Genomic DNA, 16,170 nt, shown 5'->3' on the forward strand with positions numbered 1-16,170 from the left:
CATGATGCGTCTGTGGAACTCAAAAGGTTTGGGGAACCTTTTGAGGATTAACTACGTTTCTCCAACAAGCTTACACATTCGACATGATGCGTTTGTGGAAATAAATCCACCGGCTGTACTTTCTTCAATTCATATCCCAATTCTTGATATAGTTTAATATCACGCGCCATGGTCGCGACATTACATGAGATATAGGCAATACGATCTGCTCCTGTTTGGCTACTTGCCTTGATAAAGCTTTCGGTTAAGCCCTTGCGTGGAGGATCAACCAAGATAACGGTTGGTTGAATTCCTTCTTTGAGCCAATTTTTCATAGCATTTTCAGCTATGTCACAGACATAGTGGGCTTTTGAAATATTGTTAAGTTGAGCATTCTTCTGGCTATTCTCTACTGCTTCTGGAATCACTTCAACACCATAGACTTCCTTGACGTGTTTCGCAACAGAAAGACCAATCGTCCCGATACCTGAATAGGCATCAATGACCACATCATCTTCTTTTAATTCAGCAAAGTCAATAGCTGTTTGATAGAGCTTCTCAGCCATTTCAGTATTGACTTGGTAAAAAGCTGGTCCAGCGATTTGGTAGTCATTTCCCAACATCTGGTCAGTGATAAAGTCTTGTCCATAAAGGGTGCGCCATTCCTTACCAAAAATAGCATTGGTATTCTGGTCGTTGATATTTTGCATAACAGACACAATCTCTGGGAACTGCTTAATCAGTTGTTCAATCAACTGCTCCACTCGGAAAACTTTGGGACGAGTTGTTACCAAAATAACCATGATTTGACCTGAATAGTGTCCGCGACGCACCACAAGATTCCGAATCAAGCCAGCTTGTTCCTTTTCATCATAAGGTTTCAAATCATAACGACGGAGCAGGTCGCGTAGGGCTACAACTACCTCATCAATCACAGGATCTTGGATAAAGAAATCTTCTAGAGGCATGAGGTCATGGGAATTCTTACGGAAAAATCCTGTTTCCAAGACACCATTTACTCGACGAACAGGCACCTGCGCCTTGTTACGATACTTAACTGGATGTTCCATACCTAGCGTTTCAGTAACTTCTACATCTGCAATTCCAGCAATCTTGTAGAGACTGTCCTTGACTTGCTTGGTTTTAAATTTGAGCTGTTCTGGATAGGCAAGATGACCTAAATCCGCGATTCCTGAACGCAGGTAAGCCAAATCTAGATCTTGATTACGGTGTGGTGATTGGACAAGGTATTCTTCAACCTTCCCAAAGCCAATCTTTTTATTGACCTTGAGGACACGCATGAGGATTTTTTCACTCGGCAAAGCATTCTCTACAAAAAATACCAAACCATCCACCTTGGCCACTCCTGCACCTTCATGAGTCAAGTCAATAATTTCAACTTCTACAATATCATTTTTCTTTAACATTCTCTTCTCTTTCTATTGGCCGACAAAAAAGACGGCAACGTTACGGTTACCATCTATTATACCATGAAATTTCTTAAGAACCAAAACTCTTGAAGAAGTTGACAATGGCCTGCCAAAGGGAGCTTAAGAAGTTCCCACCGTCCTCTAGTGCCTTATCCGCATCAAAGTTAAGGTTGATATTTTTAAAACTGTCGCCAGCTTGTGATACGATACTTTGTTTAAGGTCATTTAGTGTTTTAGTGAAATCTGCATTGCTGAGTATATCACTCTTTGAGAGATTCAAAGCAAAATTGATGATGATATTGATCTGGTTTCCTGTTATAACCTGATCAAGTTTGTAATTTTTCAAGGTATCTTCAACAATTTTACGGACATCTTCTTCTGTAAGATTTCCCTTGCTTTCTTTAGCTTTGGCTAGTCCTGACTTAATATCGGCTAGGGCAACGTTTAATTTATTAGCATCATAGCCTGACTTGTCCTTGTTTTCAGTATTGATATCTGACAAAGCCTTCAACTCTTCTTGAGCCAAGTCTTTATTGGCTTGTGGCACCTTGGCTCCATTAGCTTCTAGCGAATAATAGATCCCTGCTAAAGCACTCTCACCTGTAACAGGAATAGGTGCTGCTACAGTGATTTTGGCGTGTTCCACACCCAAAGTTACGGCTGCATTGCGGTACATATCCTGAGTCACCTTAGTAATGTTTTCTGGTGTTTCAATCTTGACCTCAAGTGGCGACTTATCACCTAGTTTTTGAATCTTGGCTGATGAATACAACTGTAAGCTAGAGTCATTGGCCACATTCATGATTTTAGAATAGACATCAGGTGTCATGGTCTTTAGTTCTTTGGTGTCTGTTGAGGCATTGTAGCCTAGTTTTTTTAGGGTTTGATTTTTTTGGTCTTCTGATAATGATGAACCTAGGACATATTCAGGTTGGACATAGGTTTCATCGATGACTTTTTGAACATCTGTTGCTGCATGGACGCTATTCATAGCTGTTACTGCCCACAAGACCGCAGCACTAGTCAGAAAGAGTTTCTTTCTCATAGGGATTTTCCTCCTTTACCTTTCTAGAGTAATATATCTATCTTAAAGAAAACTTATAACAAAAACACCTGGGCTAGCCAGATGTCGAAAAGAGAGTGAAACATTTGATGATGTATAGGTTAAGTTGCACCTGTCTAGAATAATAATAGTTTCCTCCATTTACATAGAGTTCGGCACCGTGAAAAATGGAAATAGGGTGAATATAACTATAAGTCTTTCCAATGGTATTGCCAAGTAAGGGAGCAACAGTATCACGAGAGTACTGTTTGGCCAGTGCTAGGGTGTTTTCCTTACCATTTTGGGCGATAAAATCGATATAGGCAGGTCCAAAATTATAGGCTTGAACAGCCGTCCAGACATCTACCCCCTTCTTCTGGGCCAGATAGAGATTGTCTGTCAGAGTTTGAACGCCTTGCCGAATGCTAGAGGCATTATCATTGATGGTATTGGTTGAACCACTTGCAGACTCACTAGACTGCATAACATCGCCTTCTTTTCCTTTTGTTTCGGTATAAATCATAGCGAGCACAAGCTCTTCGTTTGCTGGGGTGTCTTTTTCACTCAAGATTTCTCTCACCATGGGTTGATAGGTCATGACTTGTTTGACATCTTGGTGAACGCGGTAAGCTTTATAGCCAGCAAAAAGGAAGACTGCTAGTACAAGCACTCTTCGAATTCGTTTAAACATTATTTACTTTGAATATCCTCGATATTTTTGATTAAGATAGAGTAGGTTCCATTGTCGTTTTGGATAAACTCAACAGACTCGGCGTCTTGATAGACGTTATTGGGAACGATGAGCTCAATTCCATTTGACAAGGAGAGTTTTTGGTTTTCAAATTTTTTAAGCTGACGACTGGCATCAATTTCATCAAATTGAACAGGTTCTGGTACAGATTCTTTAACTTGGTCAATAAAGCTCAAACGAGCCGTCAGATTGTTGTCAAAAAGGTCATTGGCCAATTTTTCAGGTGACAACTCATTGCTTTCTTCTAGGTTGTTGAAAATCGCTGATTTGACCTTAGATTGAAATTGAAAATCATCTGTGTTAAAGGTTTCAGCAATGCGCTGTGCCGTCTTTTCTAGTTCTTTGATAGATTTCTTGGGTGAAATTTTAGGGGTGACAGCAAGAAGATTATCTGAAAAATAGTTCAAAAAAGTCCCGTTGTACTTGATTCGTTTTTCAATCAGATGGTACTTGCGACTCTGAAGATTGACCACCAAGGCTTCGTCGGCACCTGTTCCAAATCCAGGAAGGTTATTCTGAGTCAACTTGATTGGATTATCAACTTCTCCTCCGAGGTGGGTCAAGGTCTCTCGCAGGGCAATTCGTAAGAAAGCGAAATGTTCCACGCCTTCTTTAGAAAATTGCACAAAAATCAAGTCATTGGTCTTTAGATTTTCGGAAATGCTGAACTCCTCTTTCCAGAGATTAGCCAGTGTTACTGATGTCTCCAACAAATCGTCTGTGATATGATTGAAGAAGGGATTTTCTTCCTCGAAAATCCCAGTCTTAGCTTCATCTGAATACACACGTTCAATTTTTTTACGCAAGTATTCTTCGATTTTTGGAGTGATATTGAGAAACTTATCCGCTAGAAACAGCTCGGTATCATCCGGGCTAAACTGATGGATAATAGCTTTCTTAATATAAATGTCCATAAAAGTTTTAGTCCTCGTATAATGGGAAGGCATCTGTCAATTCTTTGACTGCACTTCTCACTTCTTCTAAGACAGCTTCATTTTCTGCATTCTTGAGGGTTTTAATGATGAGCTTAGCCACTTTGCGACTTTCTTCTTCACCAAATCCACGTGCAGTAATGGCTGCTGCTCCGATACGAATCCCACTTGTCTTGAATGGTGACAAGCTTTCGTAAGGGATTGAGTTTTTATTTAGGGTAATATTGACTTCATCCAGCAAGTTTTGAGCAACTTTTCCGTTTTCTACAACCTTAGTCACATCCACTAGGAAGAGGTGGTTTTCAGTTCCTCCAGAAATAATACGGAAATTAGGGTCTTGCAAGAAAACATCCGCCATAGCCTTGCTGTTTTTGATAACATTAGCAGCATATTCCTTGAAGGCTGGATCCAAAACTTCTTTGAAAGAAACTGCCTTAGCTGCAATAACATGCTCCAAAGGACCGCCCTGAATACCTGGGAAAATAGCTGAGTTGATTTTCTTAGCTAAGTCTTCATCATTGGTCAAAATCAAACCACCACGTGGTCCACGAAGGGTTTTGTGAGTCGTTGTTGTAGTGATATGAGCGTATGGTACTGGGCTTGGGTGAAGGCCAGCGGCAACCAAACCAGCGATATGAGCCATGTCCACCATGAGTTTAGCCCCAACAGCGTTCGCAATTTCACGGAATTTTGAAAAGTCGATAATTTGAGAATAGGCTGAAGCACCTGCTACAATCAGTTTTGGTTTGACTTCTTTAGCTTGTTTCAATATAGCATCAAAATCTAAAAGTTCAGTTTCAGGATTCACACTATAAGAAACAAAGTTGTAGGTTTGACCTGAGAAGCTAACAGGAGCTCCGTGGGTCAAGTGCCCACCTGCTGCCAAATCCATCCCCATAACGGTATCACCTGGCTCAATCAAGGCCATGTAAGCCGCACAATTGGCTTGGCTTCCTGAGTGTGGTTGGACATTGGCAAATTTTGCACCGAAAATTTCTTTTGCGCGTTCAATGGCTATAGATTCTACCACGTCTACTACATCAGTTCCACCATAATAACGGCGTCCTGGGTAACCTTCGGCGTATTTATTCGTCAAGATAGACCCTTGAGCTGCCATAACAGCCTTGGAAACTACGTTTTCCGAAGCAATCAACTCAATGTTGTTTTGTTGTCGTTCTTCTTCTTTGGCAATAGCATTCCAGAGATCAGCATCATATGCTTTAAAATCGTCTTTGTCAAAAATCATAGGTCTTCTCCTTTATAGTGTGACTGGTCCTTTAGTTTGGTTCTACAATAAGAAAATAAACTAAAAGATGCGAATAAACCGTTTCTGCACTTTATCACAAGTATAACCAACTTTTTCATAAAATGCATGAGCTCCCAGACGATGGTCGGCAGAGTTTAAGCGGATAAACCTATAGCCGCGTCTTTTTGCTTCTTGCTCCAACCCTTGTAATAAGCTTTTACCAATACCTTGACCTTGCGCTTGAGGTGAGACTGCTAAGGCTAAAATATTAAATCCTGCTTTGGAATAGAGTGATTCGTAAACTTCAGCGTGGACATATCCAAGTAAGACATGATTAGCTACATCCTCATAACCAAGTAGGAAATGATGGGAATCCTGAGACAATCTAGCTAGTTGACTATCCGTTTCCTCTAGACTAAAAGAATAGCCCAAAGCCTCTTGGTTGATCTCACATATAGCTTTCACATCAGTTTCTATTAAATTTCTTAGCATTTCATACCTCCTCAAAAGAAATCTCTGGCAACCGAGCAAGAATGTCCTCTCGCTTAATCGCCCCTTGGCGTAAGATTTTCACCTTGTCTCCAGACAAATCCAAAATAGTTGAATCCTGTCCAGTTAGAAAATCATCGTCTTCCAGACCCAGAACCTCTTGTTCAAAATCCTCTAGAATCTGATCAAAGGTCACGCCACTTGCCTGACCTGAAATATTGGCAGACGGCCCAATCAAGGGACCTGTCTCTCGAATCAAATCAAGGGTAATGGGATGACTAGGCATCCGAAATCCAACAGTTGCGAGGCCCGAATTGACCCAATAGGGAACTCGGTCATTAGCTTCAAGGATAATGGTCAAGGGACCTGGCAAAAAGGTCTCTACAAGTTTTTGTAGATAAGTTGGCTGATTCTTAGAAAAGTGCAAGATATCCTCTAAAGAGGCAATATTGAGATTGAGTGCCTTATCTCTAGGACGACGTTTGAGTTGGTAAACATGGTCAACTGCTTTTTCGTCTAAGGCCTTAGCAAAAAGACCGTATACTGTCTCTGTAGGCAGAACGACAGCTCCACCCTTTTCTAACTCTTGTCTAATCCTGTCCATAATCAACCACGACCATCCTATCTTGACCAAATTGGTCCTTAAGTGTTCTTACACGTTTTTCAGGAAGATGTTTCCTAAAAAGCTCAGGAACACTTTGACCTTGCTTGTATCCAATTTCAAGGTAAATCTTACCACCATCTTTGAGATAGTCTTTTGCATCTTCCGCAATTCTACGATAAATAGCTAGGCCATCCTCATCTGCAAAGAGAGATAGATGGGGCTCCGAATATAAGACATTCAAGCCGACCTCTGTCTCATCTTCACGAGAGATATAGGGTGGATTGGATACAATTATATCATATTTTTCAGAAATTTCTGCAAAACAATCAGATTTTTTAAAAAATATATTAAATTTTTGATTTTTAGCATTCTCGCTAGCTAAATCTAAAGCATCTTGGGAAATATCCGCTGCTGTCACTGACCAATCTGGTCTGTTTTTTGCTAAGGCGAGAGCAATAGCTCCACTACCAGTCCCGATATCTAGGACCTTAAGATTTTCCTCAGAATTTTCAGCCAGAATAAGCTCCACTAACTCCTCTGTCTCTGGACGGGGAATCAAAACCCGCTCATCCACTTTTAGCTGCATTCCATAAAAATCTGCCTGTCCGATGATATACTGTGCTGGTTTATGATCTACTAACTGTTGAAAAATTCCTTTTACAAATTGTTTTTCTTCCTCTGATACCTCTTTCTGGAGGGCAAAAACAAAGTCTGTAAAAGAGAGATTTTTCAGGCTACGATAGACAAAAGAGAGGCTTTCAGCTTCCTCTCCTTGTCTTATCAACTCTTCTTCAAAATCTGAAAATAATTGAGCTAATTTCATTATTTGTTTAATTCTTCTAATTTTTGTGTTTGGTCATAGAGCACCAAGGCATCCACAACTTCGTCCAATTTTCCAGACAAAATCGTATCTAGTTTTTGGAGGGTTAAGCCGATACGGTGGTCTGTGACACGGTTTTGTGGGAAGTTATAAGTACGGATTCGTTCTGAACGGTCCCCAGTACCGATTGTCGACTTACGCTCAGCGTCCTGTTCATCCTGAGCAATCTGAGCAAAGTGGTCAGCAACACGCGCACGGATGATTTTCATGGCTTTCTCACGGTTCTTCTGCTGAGTACGTTCTTCCTGCATCTCAACCTTGATATTGGTTGGCAAGTGAACGATACGAACGGCAGTCGCAACCTTATTTACGTTCTGTCCACCAGCACCAGAGGCGTGATAGATGTCGACGCGAAGGTCTTTGGGATCAATGTCGTATTCAACCTCTTCCACTTCAGGCATAACAAGAACTGTCGCTGTAGAAGTATGAACACGGCCTTGGCTTTCTGTCACAGGAACACGTTGCACACGGTGGGCACCTGACTCATACTTAAGTTTAGAGTAAACAGACTGACCTGAAACCATGGCAACCACTTCTTTGAAACCGCCGACACCATTCATAGAAGCCTCCATGACTTCAAAGCGCCAGCCTTGGGCTTCAGCATATTTTTGGTACATGGTTAGGAGGTCACCAGCGAAAAGTGCTGCTTCGTCTCCACCAGCTGCACCACGGATTTCTAGGATGATGTTCTTATCATCGTTTGGATCCTTTGGAAGGAGCAAGATTTTCAGTTTTTCTTCGTATTCTTCTTTTTCAGCCTTGGCATCTTTGAGTTCTTGCTTGGCCATTTCTTCCAAATCCGCATCTCCGCCTGATTCCTTAATCATCTCTTCGGCATCAACGATGTTTTGAAGGACTTGTTTGTACTCACGATAGGCTGTTACTGTGTCACGAGTTGAAGCCTCTTCTTTTGAAAGCTCCATGAAACGCTTGGTGTCCGAAACCACATCTGGGTCACTAAGCAACTCTCCTAATTCTTCATAACGGTCTTCTACAGCTTGTAGTTGATCATAGATGTTCATTTTTCTTCATTCTCCTTATTGATTTCAGGGGCAAAATAATGTTTACGGCAAACTGAGATATAGGTTTCATTACCACCAATCTGGATCTGTTCTCCATCGTAAACGGGCAGTCCATCCTGAGTTCGTAATACCATGGTCGCCTTTTTCTTGCAATACTGACAAATGGTCTTGATTTCGTCGATCTTATCTGCTAAGAGCAAGAGATACTTGGAACCTTCGAACAGTTCATTGCGAAAATCATTTTTCAAACCAAAAGCCATGACGGGTATGTCTAGCTCATCAACAACACGAGCTAAGTCGTAAACATGGTGACGCTTGAGAAACTGGGCTTCATCGACCAACACACAGTAAGGTGTTTCTGGTAGGTCTCGGATATAGCCAAAGATATCCGTCGTTTCCTCAATCGCAATGGCAGGGCGTTTCATGCCAATACGACTCGACACATAGCCAACACCATCACGCGTATCCAGAGCCGAGGTCATAATCACAACACTTTTTCCCTGCTCCTCGTAGTTATAGGCCACTTTGAGAATCTCAATCGTTTTACCAGAATTCATGGTCCCATAACGATAATACAACTGTGCCATGTTTCTTGCTTCACGTCCATTTCTAAATTTTTGCTACATTCTAGTATATCATAATTTTCTTAAGCTTTAAACGGCAAAATGTGGTAAAATAGAAGAAATCAAAAACTAGTGGAGGAAGCTATTATGCCATTTGTACGCATCGATTTATTTGAAGGACGCACGCTCGAGCAAAAGAAAGCTCTTGCTAAGGAAGTAACGGAAGCGGTTGTCCGTAACACTGGAGCCCCTCAATCTGCTGTCCATGTCATCATCAACGACATGCCAGAAGGAACTTACTTCCCTCAAGGGGAAATGCGTACCAAATAAACTAGCTTAAGCAGAATTGCTTAGGCTTTTTCAATCTCCAAGTAGCATCCATTGAAGAAATAGTTCAAATTTGTTACAATTTGAAAAGAGACTTGGAAAAATTTCCAAGAAAAGAGTTATTGATTAAAGGAAACATTATGATTACACGTGAATTTGATACCATCGCTGCTATCTCTACTCCACTAGGTGAAGGAGCAATTGGTATTGTCCGCTTAAGCGGAACAGACAGTTTTGAAATTGCACAAAAGATTTTCAAAGGGAAAGACTTGAGTCAGGTTGCTAGCCATACCCTTAACTACGGTCACATTATTGACCCTCAGACTGGTAAAATCATGGACGAAGTCATGGTTGGAGCCATGAAATCTCCAAAAACCTTCACTCGTGAGGATATTATCGAGATTAACACCCACGGTGGTATTGCCGTGACCAATGAGATTCTCCAGCTAGCTATCCGTGAAGGAGCTCGGTTGGCTGAACCTGGTGAATTTACCAAACGTGCCTTTCTAAACGGTCGCGTAGACTTGACACAGGCTGAGGCGGTGATGGATATCATCCGTGCTAAGACTGACAAGGCTATGAACATTGCGGTCAAACAATTGGATGGTTCCCTTTCTGACCTTATCAACAATACCCGTCAAGAAATCCTCAATACACTCGCCCAAGTTGAGGTTAATATCGACTATCCTGAGTATGACGATGTTGAAGAAGCGACTACTGCTGTGGTCCGTGAAAAGACTATGGAGTTTGAACAATTACTAACCAATCTCCTTAGAACAGCCCGTCGAGGTAAAATCCTTCGAGAAGGAATTTCCACTGCTATTATCGGACGTCCCAACGTTGGGAAATCAAGCCTTCTCAACAACCTCTTGCGTGAGGACAAGGCTATCGTAACAGATATCGCTGGGACAACACGTGATGTCATTGAAGAATACGTCAACATCAACGGTGTCCCTCTCAAGTTGATTGATACAGCTGGTATCCGTGAAACAGACGATATCGTTGAACAAATCGGTGTTGAACGCTCTAAAAAAGCTCTTAAGGAAGCTGACTTGGTTCTACTAGTACTAAATGCCAGTGAACCACTGACTGCTCAAGATCTTCAGCTTCTTGAAATTAGTCAGGATACCAACCGCATTATTCTACTTAATAAAACCGACTTACCTGAAGCGATTGAGACTTCGAAACTACCTGAAGACGTTATTCGTATTTCAGTCCTTAAAAATCAAAACATTGATAAGATTGAAGAGCGCATCAACAACCTCTTCTTTGAAAATGCTGGTTTGGTTGAGCAAGACGCTACTTACTTGTCTAATGCTCGTCACATTTCCCTGATTGAAAAGGCAGTTGAAAGCCTACAAGCTGTTAATGAAGGTCTTGAACTGGGGATGCCAGTTGATTTGCTTCAAGTAGATTTGACACGTACTTGGGAAATTCTAGGTGAAATCACAGGTGATGCGGCTCCTGATGAACTCATCACCCAACTCTTTAGCCAATTCTGTTTAGGAAAATAAGAAATCCATGATCGTACATTCGGTCATGGATTTTATTGTCTTTATTAGTAATCTGGTCTTAAGACACCTGTTACAGTTGCCTTAGTCGCTTCGTAGTCGCCATCTACAACAACCTTGATAATGCGTTTGGCATCTTCTTCTGGTGCTGGAACAAGAGGTAGACGAGTTGGGCCGGCTTCAAATCCCATATAGTTAAGAACTGCCTTAACTGGAGCAGGACTTGGATAAGAGAAGAGGGCATTAACCTTAGGAATGAATTTACGCTGAATAGCTGCGGCTTTCTTCATATCGCTTTCTTCAATGGCCGTAAACATCTCGTGCATTTCATCCCCATTTGTATGAGATGCAACAGAAATAACCCCATCCGCACCAAGATTCATGGCATGGAAAGCATCTCCATCCTCACCTGTATAAATCAAGAATTCTTCAGGCTTGTGCTCAATCAAGTAAGCCATATTAGCCAAGCTAGTACATTCTTTGACACCGATAATATTTGGATGGTCAGCCAAACGAAGCATGGTTTCCGGAGTTAATTCAACAACTACACGCCCAGGAATGTTATAGATAATAATCGGTAAGTCAGAAGCGTCTGCAATTGCTTTAAAGTGCTGATACATCCCTTCTTGAGAAGGTTTGTTGTAGTAAGGGACGATTGCAAGTCCAGCTGCAAAACCACCAAATTCTGCTACTTCTTTGACAAACTCGATTGAGTCTCGCGTATCATTGGTACCTACACCCGCAATCAAAGGAACGCGTCCATCGACAACTTTCTGTACCGCTGCAAATAGTTCCAACTCTTCATCGTGGGTCAAGGTAGGACTTTCAGCTGTCGTACCAGCAAGAAGAATTCCATCCGTATGATGGTCCAATAAATGCTCAATCAAGGCTGGAATAGCATCAAAGTTGATGGAACCATCCTCGTGGAAGGGGGTAATAAAGGCTGTGATGATTTTACACTCTTTTAAATCTTGATAAGACATGAGAAACACCTCTCTATTTCAAAGAAGGAGTTCATCTGAACTCCTAAATTATATGACTATTTTAATTCAAATTTCAATTCAGCTGTTGGACGAACCAAGCCACGTTCGTGAAGAGTTTCTGCAATCTGAACTGAGTTCCAAGCAGCACCTTTGAGAAGGTTATCTGAAACAACCCACATGTGAATTCCTTTTTCAGCATCCAAGTCTTTACGGATACGACCAACAAAGGTATCACGTGAACCAACTGCATTGATGGCTTGCGGATAGATTTGATGAGCTACATCATCCTCAAGAACAGCACCTGGGAAGGCTGCGATAGCTGCTTTCACTTCTTCGATTGGAGCCACTTCTTTTGTTTCGATGTAAACAGACTCAGAGTGAGCTGACAAGACTGGAATTCGCACACATGTTGCAGATACTGCGATGCTATCATCTTCCATGATTTTCTTAGTTTCCTTAGTCATCTTCATCTCTTCGTATGTGTAATCATTGTCAGTGAAGACATCGATTTGTGGGAGAGCGTTGAAGGCGATAGGATAATGTTTCTTATCACCACCTGAAGGCAAAATTTCTGCGTGTAAATCACGTGGTTTCACTCCATCATTCAAGACTTCACGAAGTTCACGTTGTGTTTCAAGAATTGCTCCCATACCAGCACCTGAAACTGCTTGGTAAGTTGAAACAATGATACGATCCAAGCCCCATTTTTGGCGAACTGGCTCAAGCGCTACCATCATTTGGATTGTTGAACAGTTAGGGCAAGCAATGATACCGTTGTGGGCATCAAGTGCGTGAGCATTGACCTCTGGAACAACCAAAGGAACATCTGGATTTTGACGGAAGTAAGATGTATTATCAACTACTACCGCTCCAGCTTTAACTGCGTACGGTGCATACTTAGCTGATGTAGAACCACCTGCTGAAAAGAGAGCAATATCAACTCCTTCAAAAGCTGTTTCAGTCGTTTCTTCAATCGTAATATCTTGGTCTTTAAATTTCAAAGTCTTGCCCGCTGAACGTGCAGAAGCAAGTAAACGAATTTTATCGATTGGAAGTGTTGATTCTTCCAACATTTTTATCATCTGAGCACCGACAGCACCTGTCGCGCCGACTACAGCAACTGTATATCCCATAAATAACCTCTTTCGGAATTTTCTAAAAATTTCTATAATAGATGTATTATACTACTTTTTCCATGAATTGCAAAGCTTTTTCATCATTTTTTGGAAAATAAAAATCCCCAGTCGCTAGACCAGGGACTAAGAGGCATCTTCATGTGATGAGCAGGTTCACACAACTCATCAAGGTCCGCTCCTGCGTTATGACCTCCTTATGCTCAATAGTAGTCCGAAGACTACCTATCGACTCATCGCATCTACTATATTACTAGAGATACTTGGTTTTGTCAATAAAAAATTTTTGCAGGATGATTTTTATTATACAAAAATCAAAATTTTTCTCGCGAGCATAAGAAAAAACTCTTGTGTTAAAGAGTTTCCCTGTAAATATCATGCTAATTGCCGGGATTGAACCGGCGACCTCATCCTTACCATGGATGCGCTCTGCCAACTGAGCTAAATCAGCTTACTTAAAAAGTATACTACAGTTAGAAAATCTTGTCAAGTTTCCTTAGATATTTTCCATAAGAAAAAGCCAGGTAATAGCTACCTAGCTTGTCCTGTTCTATTTGCTTAAATCGATTCGACGACCAATTTTACCAATGATAATCGCACCAATAATCAATGAAGCAAATTCACCAATTCCTGTTGTGAACCAAGTAAGGAAAAATGGTAATTGCGCTACGATATTCAACTCGGCAGCAATTGTAAACATGGAAATTGAAAAGAGGATTGAAAAGAAAAAATGATCTTTTCTGATTAATCCATTAAAGAGGTAATCCTTGCTGTATTTTGCAAAAAGCCAAACCCCTAAACTGAGGAATACCAAGGTTGATCCACCACCAACAAAGACATCTAGCAGTCCGAAGCTAAAGAAATTAGCAATCATACAACCAATTGTAACTCCGATGATGTACTTAGGATTGTAAAAAGCCATAAAGTTCATCATTTCTGAAATACGGAACTGATAAGCACCGTAGCTAATGGCATTTAGGGGTGGTGTGACAGTTAAAACTACATAGATAGCTGCAACGATTGCAATATCTGCTACATCACGAACAGTTAATTTTTTCATCTTTTCTCCTTTGGCGGGTTGTCCACGTAAAATATGCTTGGTGAAAGAAGCTAAGCACCAAGGGTTGATTCATTCAACCTTACTAGTATAGCACAATAGCCTGCTTTATGCTATACTAAAAGCATGAAAAAACGCATTCAAAGTCTATTCATGAATGAGCTCTTAGCCTATCTTTTTTTTGGAATAGCAACTACTCTTATTTCTATTCTATCCCGATTAGTCATTTATCAACTAACTCATAAAGAACTCCTTGCTACTGCCCTAGCAAATATTATCGGTATCCTCTTTGCCTTTATCACAAATGATACGATTGTGTTTAAACAAGCAAGGAAGAATCGACTTATCCGTTTAGTGAAATTTACTCTTGCCCGCCTTTCTACTTTTCTTTTAGACTTATTTTTAACTTTTCTCTTTGTAACCCAGTTTCCTAATATTATTGGGCAATTTGTAAATAATAATATAGACAAGGTTAATACTATCGAAACAGCTATTTCACAATTTTTGATAATTATTCTTAATTACATTTTTAGTAAGGTATTTATTTTTAAAAAATAAAAAAATTTAAGCATATAGCTTGCGAGCATTTCTTAATTAATATATAATAAAGAGTAAAAATTTTGTAAAGGAATTATGAAAATGTTAAAAGATCTTAAAGCATTTTTGCTCCGCGGTAATGTCGTAGACCTTGCTGTCGGTGTGATCATTGCCTCTGCTTTTGGTGCTATCGTTACTTCATTTGTTAATGATATCATCACTCCACTCCTATTGAACCCAGCCTTGGAAGCTGCGAAAGTACAAAACATCGCTGAGCTTGCATGGAATGGTGTTACATATGGTAAATTCTTGAGTGCTATTATCAACTTCCTTGTTGTAGGTACTGTTCTCTTCTTTGTTATTAAAGCTATGGAAAAAGCTCAAAGCCTTACTAAAAAAGAAGAACCTGCTGAGGAAGCTCCAGCTGCTCCAACTGAATTGGAAGTACTTCAAGAAATCAAAGCGCTTCTTGAGAAAAAATAATCATTTAAAAGGATCTAGCACAAAGCTAAATCCTTTTTCTTTACTCTTTCGGCAACTTACCTGCTTTCTCTAGCATTTTCTTGATCAAATATGGCATCTTAACATTTTCACGACCTTTTTTCTCAATCAGTTTTTTCACAAATTCTGGCATTTGTAAATCTTGAGATTCATCTAAAATATTTTTAGTTTCATCCGAAGGGACTAACTCATCAAAGGTTTCTTCTTCTGGGAGAAATTCCTTAAACTCTTGATGTTCATTAGCTCTGACTGTATTAACCAAGGCATCAATCAAACGAGAATCCGTATTGGGCATTGGTGGACGATGGTAGTTCACACTCAATTCCTGACACAAATCATAACATTCCACATCATTATCAAACAAGACTTCAATATGCTCACTAATGAAGCTGATAGGAACAAAAATATAATGGTCTGGATGTTCTGTCTGTTCTCTGAGATACTCCAAAACATCTGGTTTAATCCATGGAATACCGATATCGCTCTCACTCTGCCAGGTGTTAGTATATTGTTCTGAACTCAATCCTAGTTTTTCAGCGACTAGCTTGCTATTTTCAAAAATTTGGTCAATATAAGGGTCACCAAAATCCAAGGCAAAAATGGGTACACTATGGGCTGAAAAGATGACTTTAAAGCTATCCTGCTTTACTTCTTCTTTTAAAATATTAGCAATTTCATCTGCCCAATAGTTTAGCAAGGCCTCTTCTTGATACCAGTCCTTAATGATCAAAAATTGAATTTGCTTGCTTTCTAAAAATTTCTCATACCCCATGACAGAGTAGAACGAATAATGGGGCTCCAAAATCAGGCAAATACACTGCTCAATGCCGTCTGCTTCCATCTGACCAATCACATCTGGAATAAAAGGTTTGGAAAATTTATTGGCAAAATAGACACTATACTCATTCCCCAGTCTAGCTTCTACTAAGGCAACTTCTTCACGGGTAATTCTTTGTAGAGGCGTACCTCCAATAAGTACATAATTATCATAGAGTGTTTGAATCTCGTGGTCTTGAGGTCTCACTCCACGACGAATATTTGTGAAAAAATCAGCTACACCTTCAAAGGTAATCTCTTCTGGCGAACCGAAAGTCATCATTAAAATTGCTTTTTTCATAACTGCTTCCTTGTGATGTTTTTATCAAATTTATTTTATCATGAATCCACTGATAAGTAAACGCTA

18 protein-coding genes, 1 tRNA gene and 1 riboswitch are annotated in these 16,170 nt (G+C 40.3%); of the genes, 4 read left to right on the plus strand and 15 right to left on the minus strand.

Features of this window, described 5'->3' with window-relative positions:
• Window positions 1–47: 47 nt before the first annotated feature.
• The 10 genes from rlmD to HT731_RS08145 form a co-directional block, all read right to left on the minus strand.
• On the minus strand, window positions 48–1,406 hold the full coding sequence (rlmD, locus tag HT731_RS08100) for a 23S rRNA (uracil(1939)-C(5))-methyltransferase RlmD (protein ID WP_173278444.1): 1,359 nt from the start codon (window positions 1,404–1,406) through the stop codon (window positions 48–50).
• 73 nt (window positions 1,407–1,479) lie between these two features.
• A complete protein-coding gene (locus HT731_RS08105) occupies window positions 1,480–2,454 on the minus strand; it encodes a DUF1002 domain-containing protein (protein ID WP_033680339.1) in 975 nt (324 codons plus the stop codon).
• Window positions 2,455–2,527: 73 nt separating this feature from the next.
• On the minus strand, window positions 2,528–3,142 hold the full coding sequence (gene pmp23, locus HT731_RS08110; protein WP_173278446.1) for a cell wall hydrolase Pmp23: 615 nt from the start codon (window positions 3,140–3,142) through the stop codon (window positions 2,528–2,530).
• Complete coding sequence (locus HT731_RS08115; protein ID WP_061759148.1) at window positions 3,142–4,116, minus strand: nucleoid-associated protein; 975 nt, start codon at window positions 4,114–4,116, stop codon at window positions 3,142–3,144. The genes pmp23 and HT731_RS08115 overlap by 1 nt, the downstream gene beginning before the upstream one ends.
• A gap of 7 nt (window positions 4,117–4,123) precedes the next feature.
• Window positions 4,124–5,380: a serine hydroxymethyltransferase gene (glyA, locus tag HT731_RS08120; protein WP_061759149.1), complete on the minus strand. Its 1,257-nt coding sequence runs from the start codon at window positions 5,378–5,380 to the stop codon at window positions 4,124–4,126.
• A gap of 60 nt (window positions 5,381–5,440) precedes the next feature.
• Window positions 5,441–5,872, minus strand: coding sequence for a GNAT family N-acetyltransferase (locus tag HT731_RS08125; RefSeq protein ID WP_061759150.1), 432 nt, complete (start codon window positions 5,870–5,872; stop codon window positions 5,441–5,443).
• A gap of 1 nt (window position 5,873) precedes the next feature.
• On the minus strand, window positions 5,874–6,476 hold the full coding sequence (locus tag HT731_RS08130; RefSeq protein WP_173278458.1) for an L-threonylcarbamoyladenylate synthase: 603 nt from the start codon (window positions 6,474–6,476) through the stop codon (window positions 5,874–5,876).
• A complete protein-coding gene (gene prmC / locus HT731_RS08135; protein ID WP_061759152.1) occupies window positions 6,460–7,296 on the minus strand; it encodes a peptide chain release factor N(5)-glutamine methyltransferase in 837 nt (278 codons plus the stop codon). Before prmC ends, HT731_RS08130 begins: the two co-directional genes overlap by 17 nt.
• A complete protein-coding gene (prfA, locus tag HT731_RS08140; RefSeq protein ID WP_001028815.1) occupies window positions 7,296–8,375 on the minus strand; it encodes a peptide chain release factor 1 in 1,080 nt (359 codons plus the stop codon). Before prfA ends, prmC begins: the two co-directional genes overlap by 1 nt.
• Entirely contained in the window at window positions 8,372–8,962 is a 591-nt protein-coding gene (locus tag HT731_RS08145) for a thymidine kinase (protein ID WP_061759153.1), read from the minus strand. Before HT731_RS08145 ends, prfA begins: the two co-directional genes overlap by 4 nt.
• Before the next feature lie 123 nt (window positions 8,963–9,085).
• Here HT731_RS08145 and HT731_RS08150 point away from each other — a divergent pair, with 123 nt between their 5' ends.
• Both HT731_RS08150 and mnmE read left to right on the plus strand, forming a co-directional pair.
• Window positions 9,086–9,268, plus strand: a complete 183-nt coding sequence (locus HT731_RS08150; protein ID WP_001117401.1) for a 4-oxalocrotonate tautomerase — start codon at window positions 9,086–9,088, stop codon at window positions 9,266–9,268.
• Window positions 9,269–9,405: 137 nt separating this feature from the next.
• A complete protein-coding gene (gene mnmE, locus HT731_RS08155) occupies window positions 9,406–10,779 on the plus strand; it encodes a tRNA uridine-5-carboxymethylaminomethyl(34) synthesis GTPase MnmE (RefSeq protein ID WP_061759154.1) in 1,374 nt (457 codons plus the stop codon).
• 44 nt (window positions 10,780–10,823) lie between these two features.
• On the opposite strand, the gene dapA is transcribed toward mnmE, so the two are convergent.
• The 4 genes from dapA to HT731_RS08175 form a co-directional block, all read right to left on the minus strand.
• Window positions 10,824–11,759, minus strand: coding sequence for a 4-hydroxy-tetrahydrodipicolinate synthase (dapA, locus tag HT731_RS08160; protein ID WP_173278448.1), 936 nt, complete (start codon window positions 11,757–11,759; stop codon window positions 10,824–10,826).
• A 56-nt stretch (window positions 11,760–11,815) separates the two neighbouring features.
• Entirely contained in the window at window positions 11,816–12,892 is a 1,077-nt protein-coding gene (locus tag HT731_RS08165) for an aspartate-semialdehyde dehydrogenase (protein WP_000542462.1), read from the minus strand.
• 378 nt (window positions 12,893–13,270) lie between these two features.
• Window positions 13,271–13,343: transfer RNA gene (locus HT731_RS08170), tRNA-Thr, on the minus strand.
• A gap of 99 nt (window positions 13,344–13,442) precedes the next feature.
• A complete protein-coding gene (locus tag HT731_RS08175; protein WP_140832793.1) occupies window positions 13,443–13,952 on the minus strand; it encodes a QueT transporter family protein in 510 nt (169 codons plus the stop codon).
• A riboswitch (PreQ1 riboswitch) is annotated at window positions 13,950–14,047 on the minus strand. Its footprint overlaps the gene before it by 3 nt.
• Window positions 14,048–14,075: 28 nt before the next feature.
• On the opposite strand from HT731_RS08175, the gene HT731_RS08180 reads away from it, so the two are divergent.
• A complete protein-coding gene (locus tag HT731_RS08180; RefSeq protein ID WP_173278450.1) occupies window positions 14,076–14,507 on the plus strand; it encodes a GtrA family protein in 432 nt (143 codons plus the stop codon).
• An 81-nt stretch (window positions 14,508–14,588) separates the two neighbouring features.
• Window positions 14,589–14,969, plus strand: a complete 381-nt coding sequence (mscL, locus tag HT731_RS08185) for a large conductance mechanosensitive channel protein MscL (protein WP_025171689.1) — start codon at window positions 14,589–14,591, stop codon at window positions 14,967–14,969.
• Window positions 14,970–15,009: 40 nt separating this feature from the next.
• On the opposite strand, the gene hemH is transcribed toward mscL, so the two are convergent.
• Window positions 15,010–16,104 (minus strand): ferrochelatase, encoded by a 1,095-nt coding sequence (gene hemH, locus HT731_RS08190; protein ID WP_061759157.1) that lies wholly within the window; start codon window positions 16,102–16,104, stop codon window positions 15,010–15,012.
• Window positions 16,105–16,170: the final 66 nt, after the last annotated feature.

Origin of the sequence: Streptococcus sp. k-163 (assembly GCF_013277555.1) — a bacterium.
GTDB lineage: Bacteria > Bacillota > Bacilli > Lactobacillales > Streptococcaceae > Streptococcus.

Excerpts from the sequence above, each read along its gene's own strand:
- HT731_RS08165 (WP_000542462.1), bottom strand. The coding sequence starts at position 12,892 with ATGGGATATACAGTTGCTGTAGTCGGCGCGACAGGTGCTGTCGGTGCT.
- mscL (WP_025171689.1), top strand. The coding sequence starts at position 14,589 with ATGTTAAAAGATCTTAAAGCATTTTTGCTCCGCGGTAATGTCGTAGAC.
- pmp23 (WP_173278446.1), bottom strand. The coding sequence starts at position 3,142 with ATGTTTAAACGAATTCGAAGAGTGCTTGTACTAGCAGTCTTCCTTTTT.
- dapA (WP_173278448.1), bottom strand. The coding sequence starts at position 11,759 with ATGTCTTATCAAGATTTAAAAGAGTGTAAAATCATCACAGCCTTTATT.
- rlmD (WP_173278444.1), bottom strand. The coding sequence starts at position 1,406 with ATGTTAAAGAAAAATGATATTGTAGAAGTTGAAATTATTGACTTGACT.
- mnmE (WP_061759154.1), top strand. The coding sequence starts at position 9,406 with ATGATTACACGTGAATTTGATACCATCGCTGCTATCTCTACTCCACTA.
- HT731_RS08105 (WP_033680339.1), bottom strand. The coding sequence starts at position 2,454 with ATGAGAAAGAAACTCTTTCTGACTAGTGCTGCGGTCTTGTGGGCAGTA.
- HT731_RS08145 (WP_061759153.1), bottom strand. The coding sequence starts at position 8,962 with ATGGCACAGTTGTATTATCGTTATGGGACCATGAATTCTGGTAAAACG.
- prfA (WP_001028815.1), bottom strand. The coding sequence starts at position 8,375 with ATGAACATCTATGATCAACTACAAGCTGTAGAAGACCGTTATGAAGAA.
- HT731_RS08125 (WP_061759150.1), bottom strand. The coding sequence starts at position 5,872 with ATGCTAAGAAATTTAATAGAAACTGATGTGAAAGCTATATGTGAGATC.
- HT731_RS08150 (WP_001117401.1), top strand. The coding sequence starts at position 9,086 with ATGCCATTTGTACGCATCGATTTATTTGAAGGACGCACGCTCGAGCAA.
- prmC (WP_061759152.1), bottom strand. The coding sequence starts at position 7,296 with ATGAAATTAGCTCAATTATTTTCAGATTTTGAAGAAGAGTTGATAAGA.
- glyA (WP_061759149.1), bottom strand. The coding sequence starts at position 5,380 with ATGATTTTTGACAAAGACGATTTTAAAGCATATGATGCTGATCTCTGG.
- HT731_RS08175 (WP_140832793.1), bottom strand. The coding sequence starts at position 13,952 with ATGAAAAAATTAACTGTTCGTGATGTAGCAGATATTGCAATCGTTGCA.
- HT731_RS08180 (WP_173278450.1), top strand. The coding sequence starts at position 14,076 with ATGAAAAAACGCATTCAAAGTCTATTCATGAATGAGCTCTTAGCCTAT.
- HT731_RS08115 (WP_061759148.1), bottom strand. The coding sequence starts at position 4,116 with ATGGACATTTATATTAAGAAAGCTATTATCCATCAGTTTAGCCCGGAT.
- hemH (WP_061759157.1), bottom strand. The coding sequence starts at position 16,104 with ATGAAAAAAGCAATTTTAATGATGACTTTCGGTTCGCCAGAAGAGATT.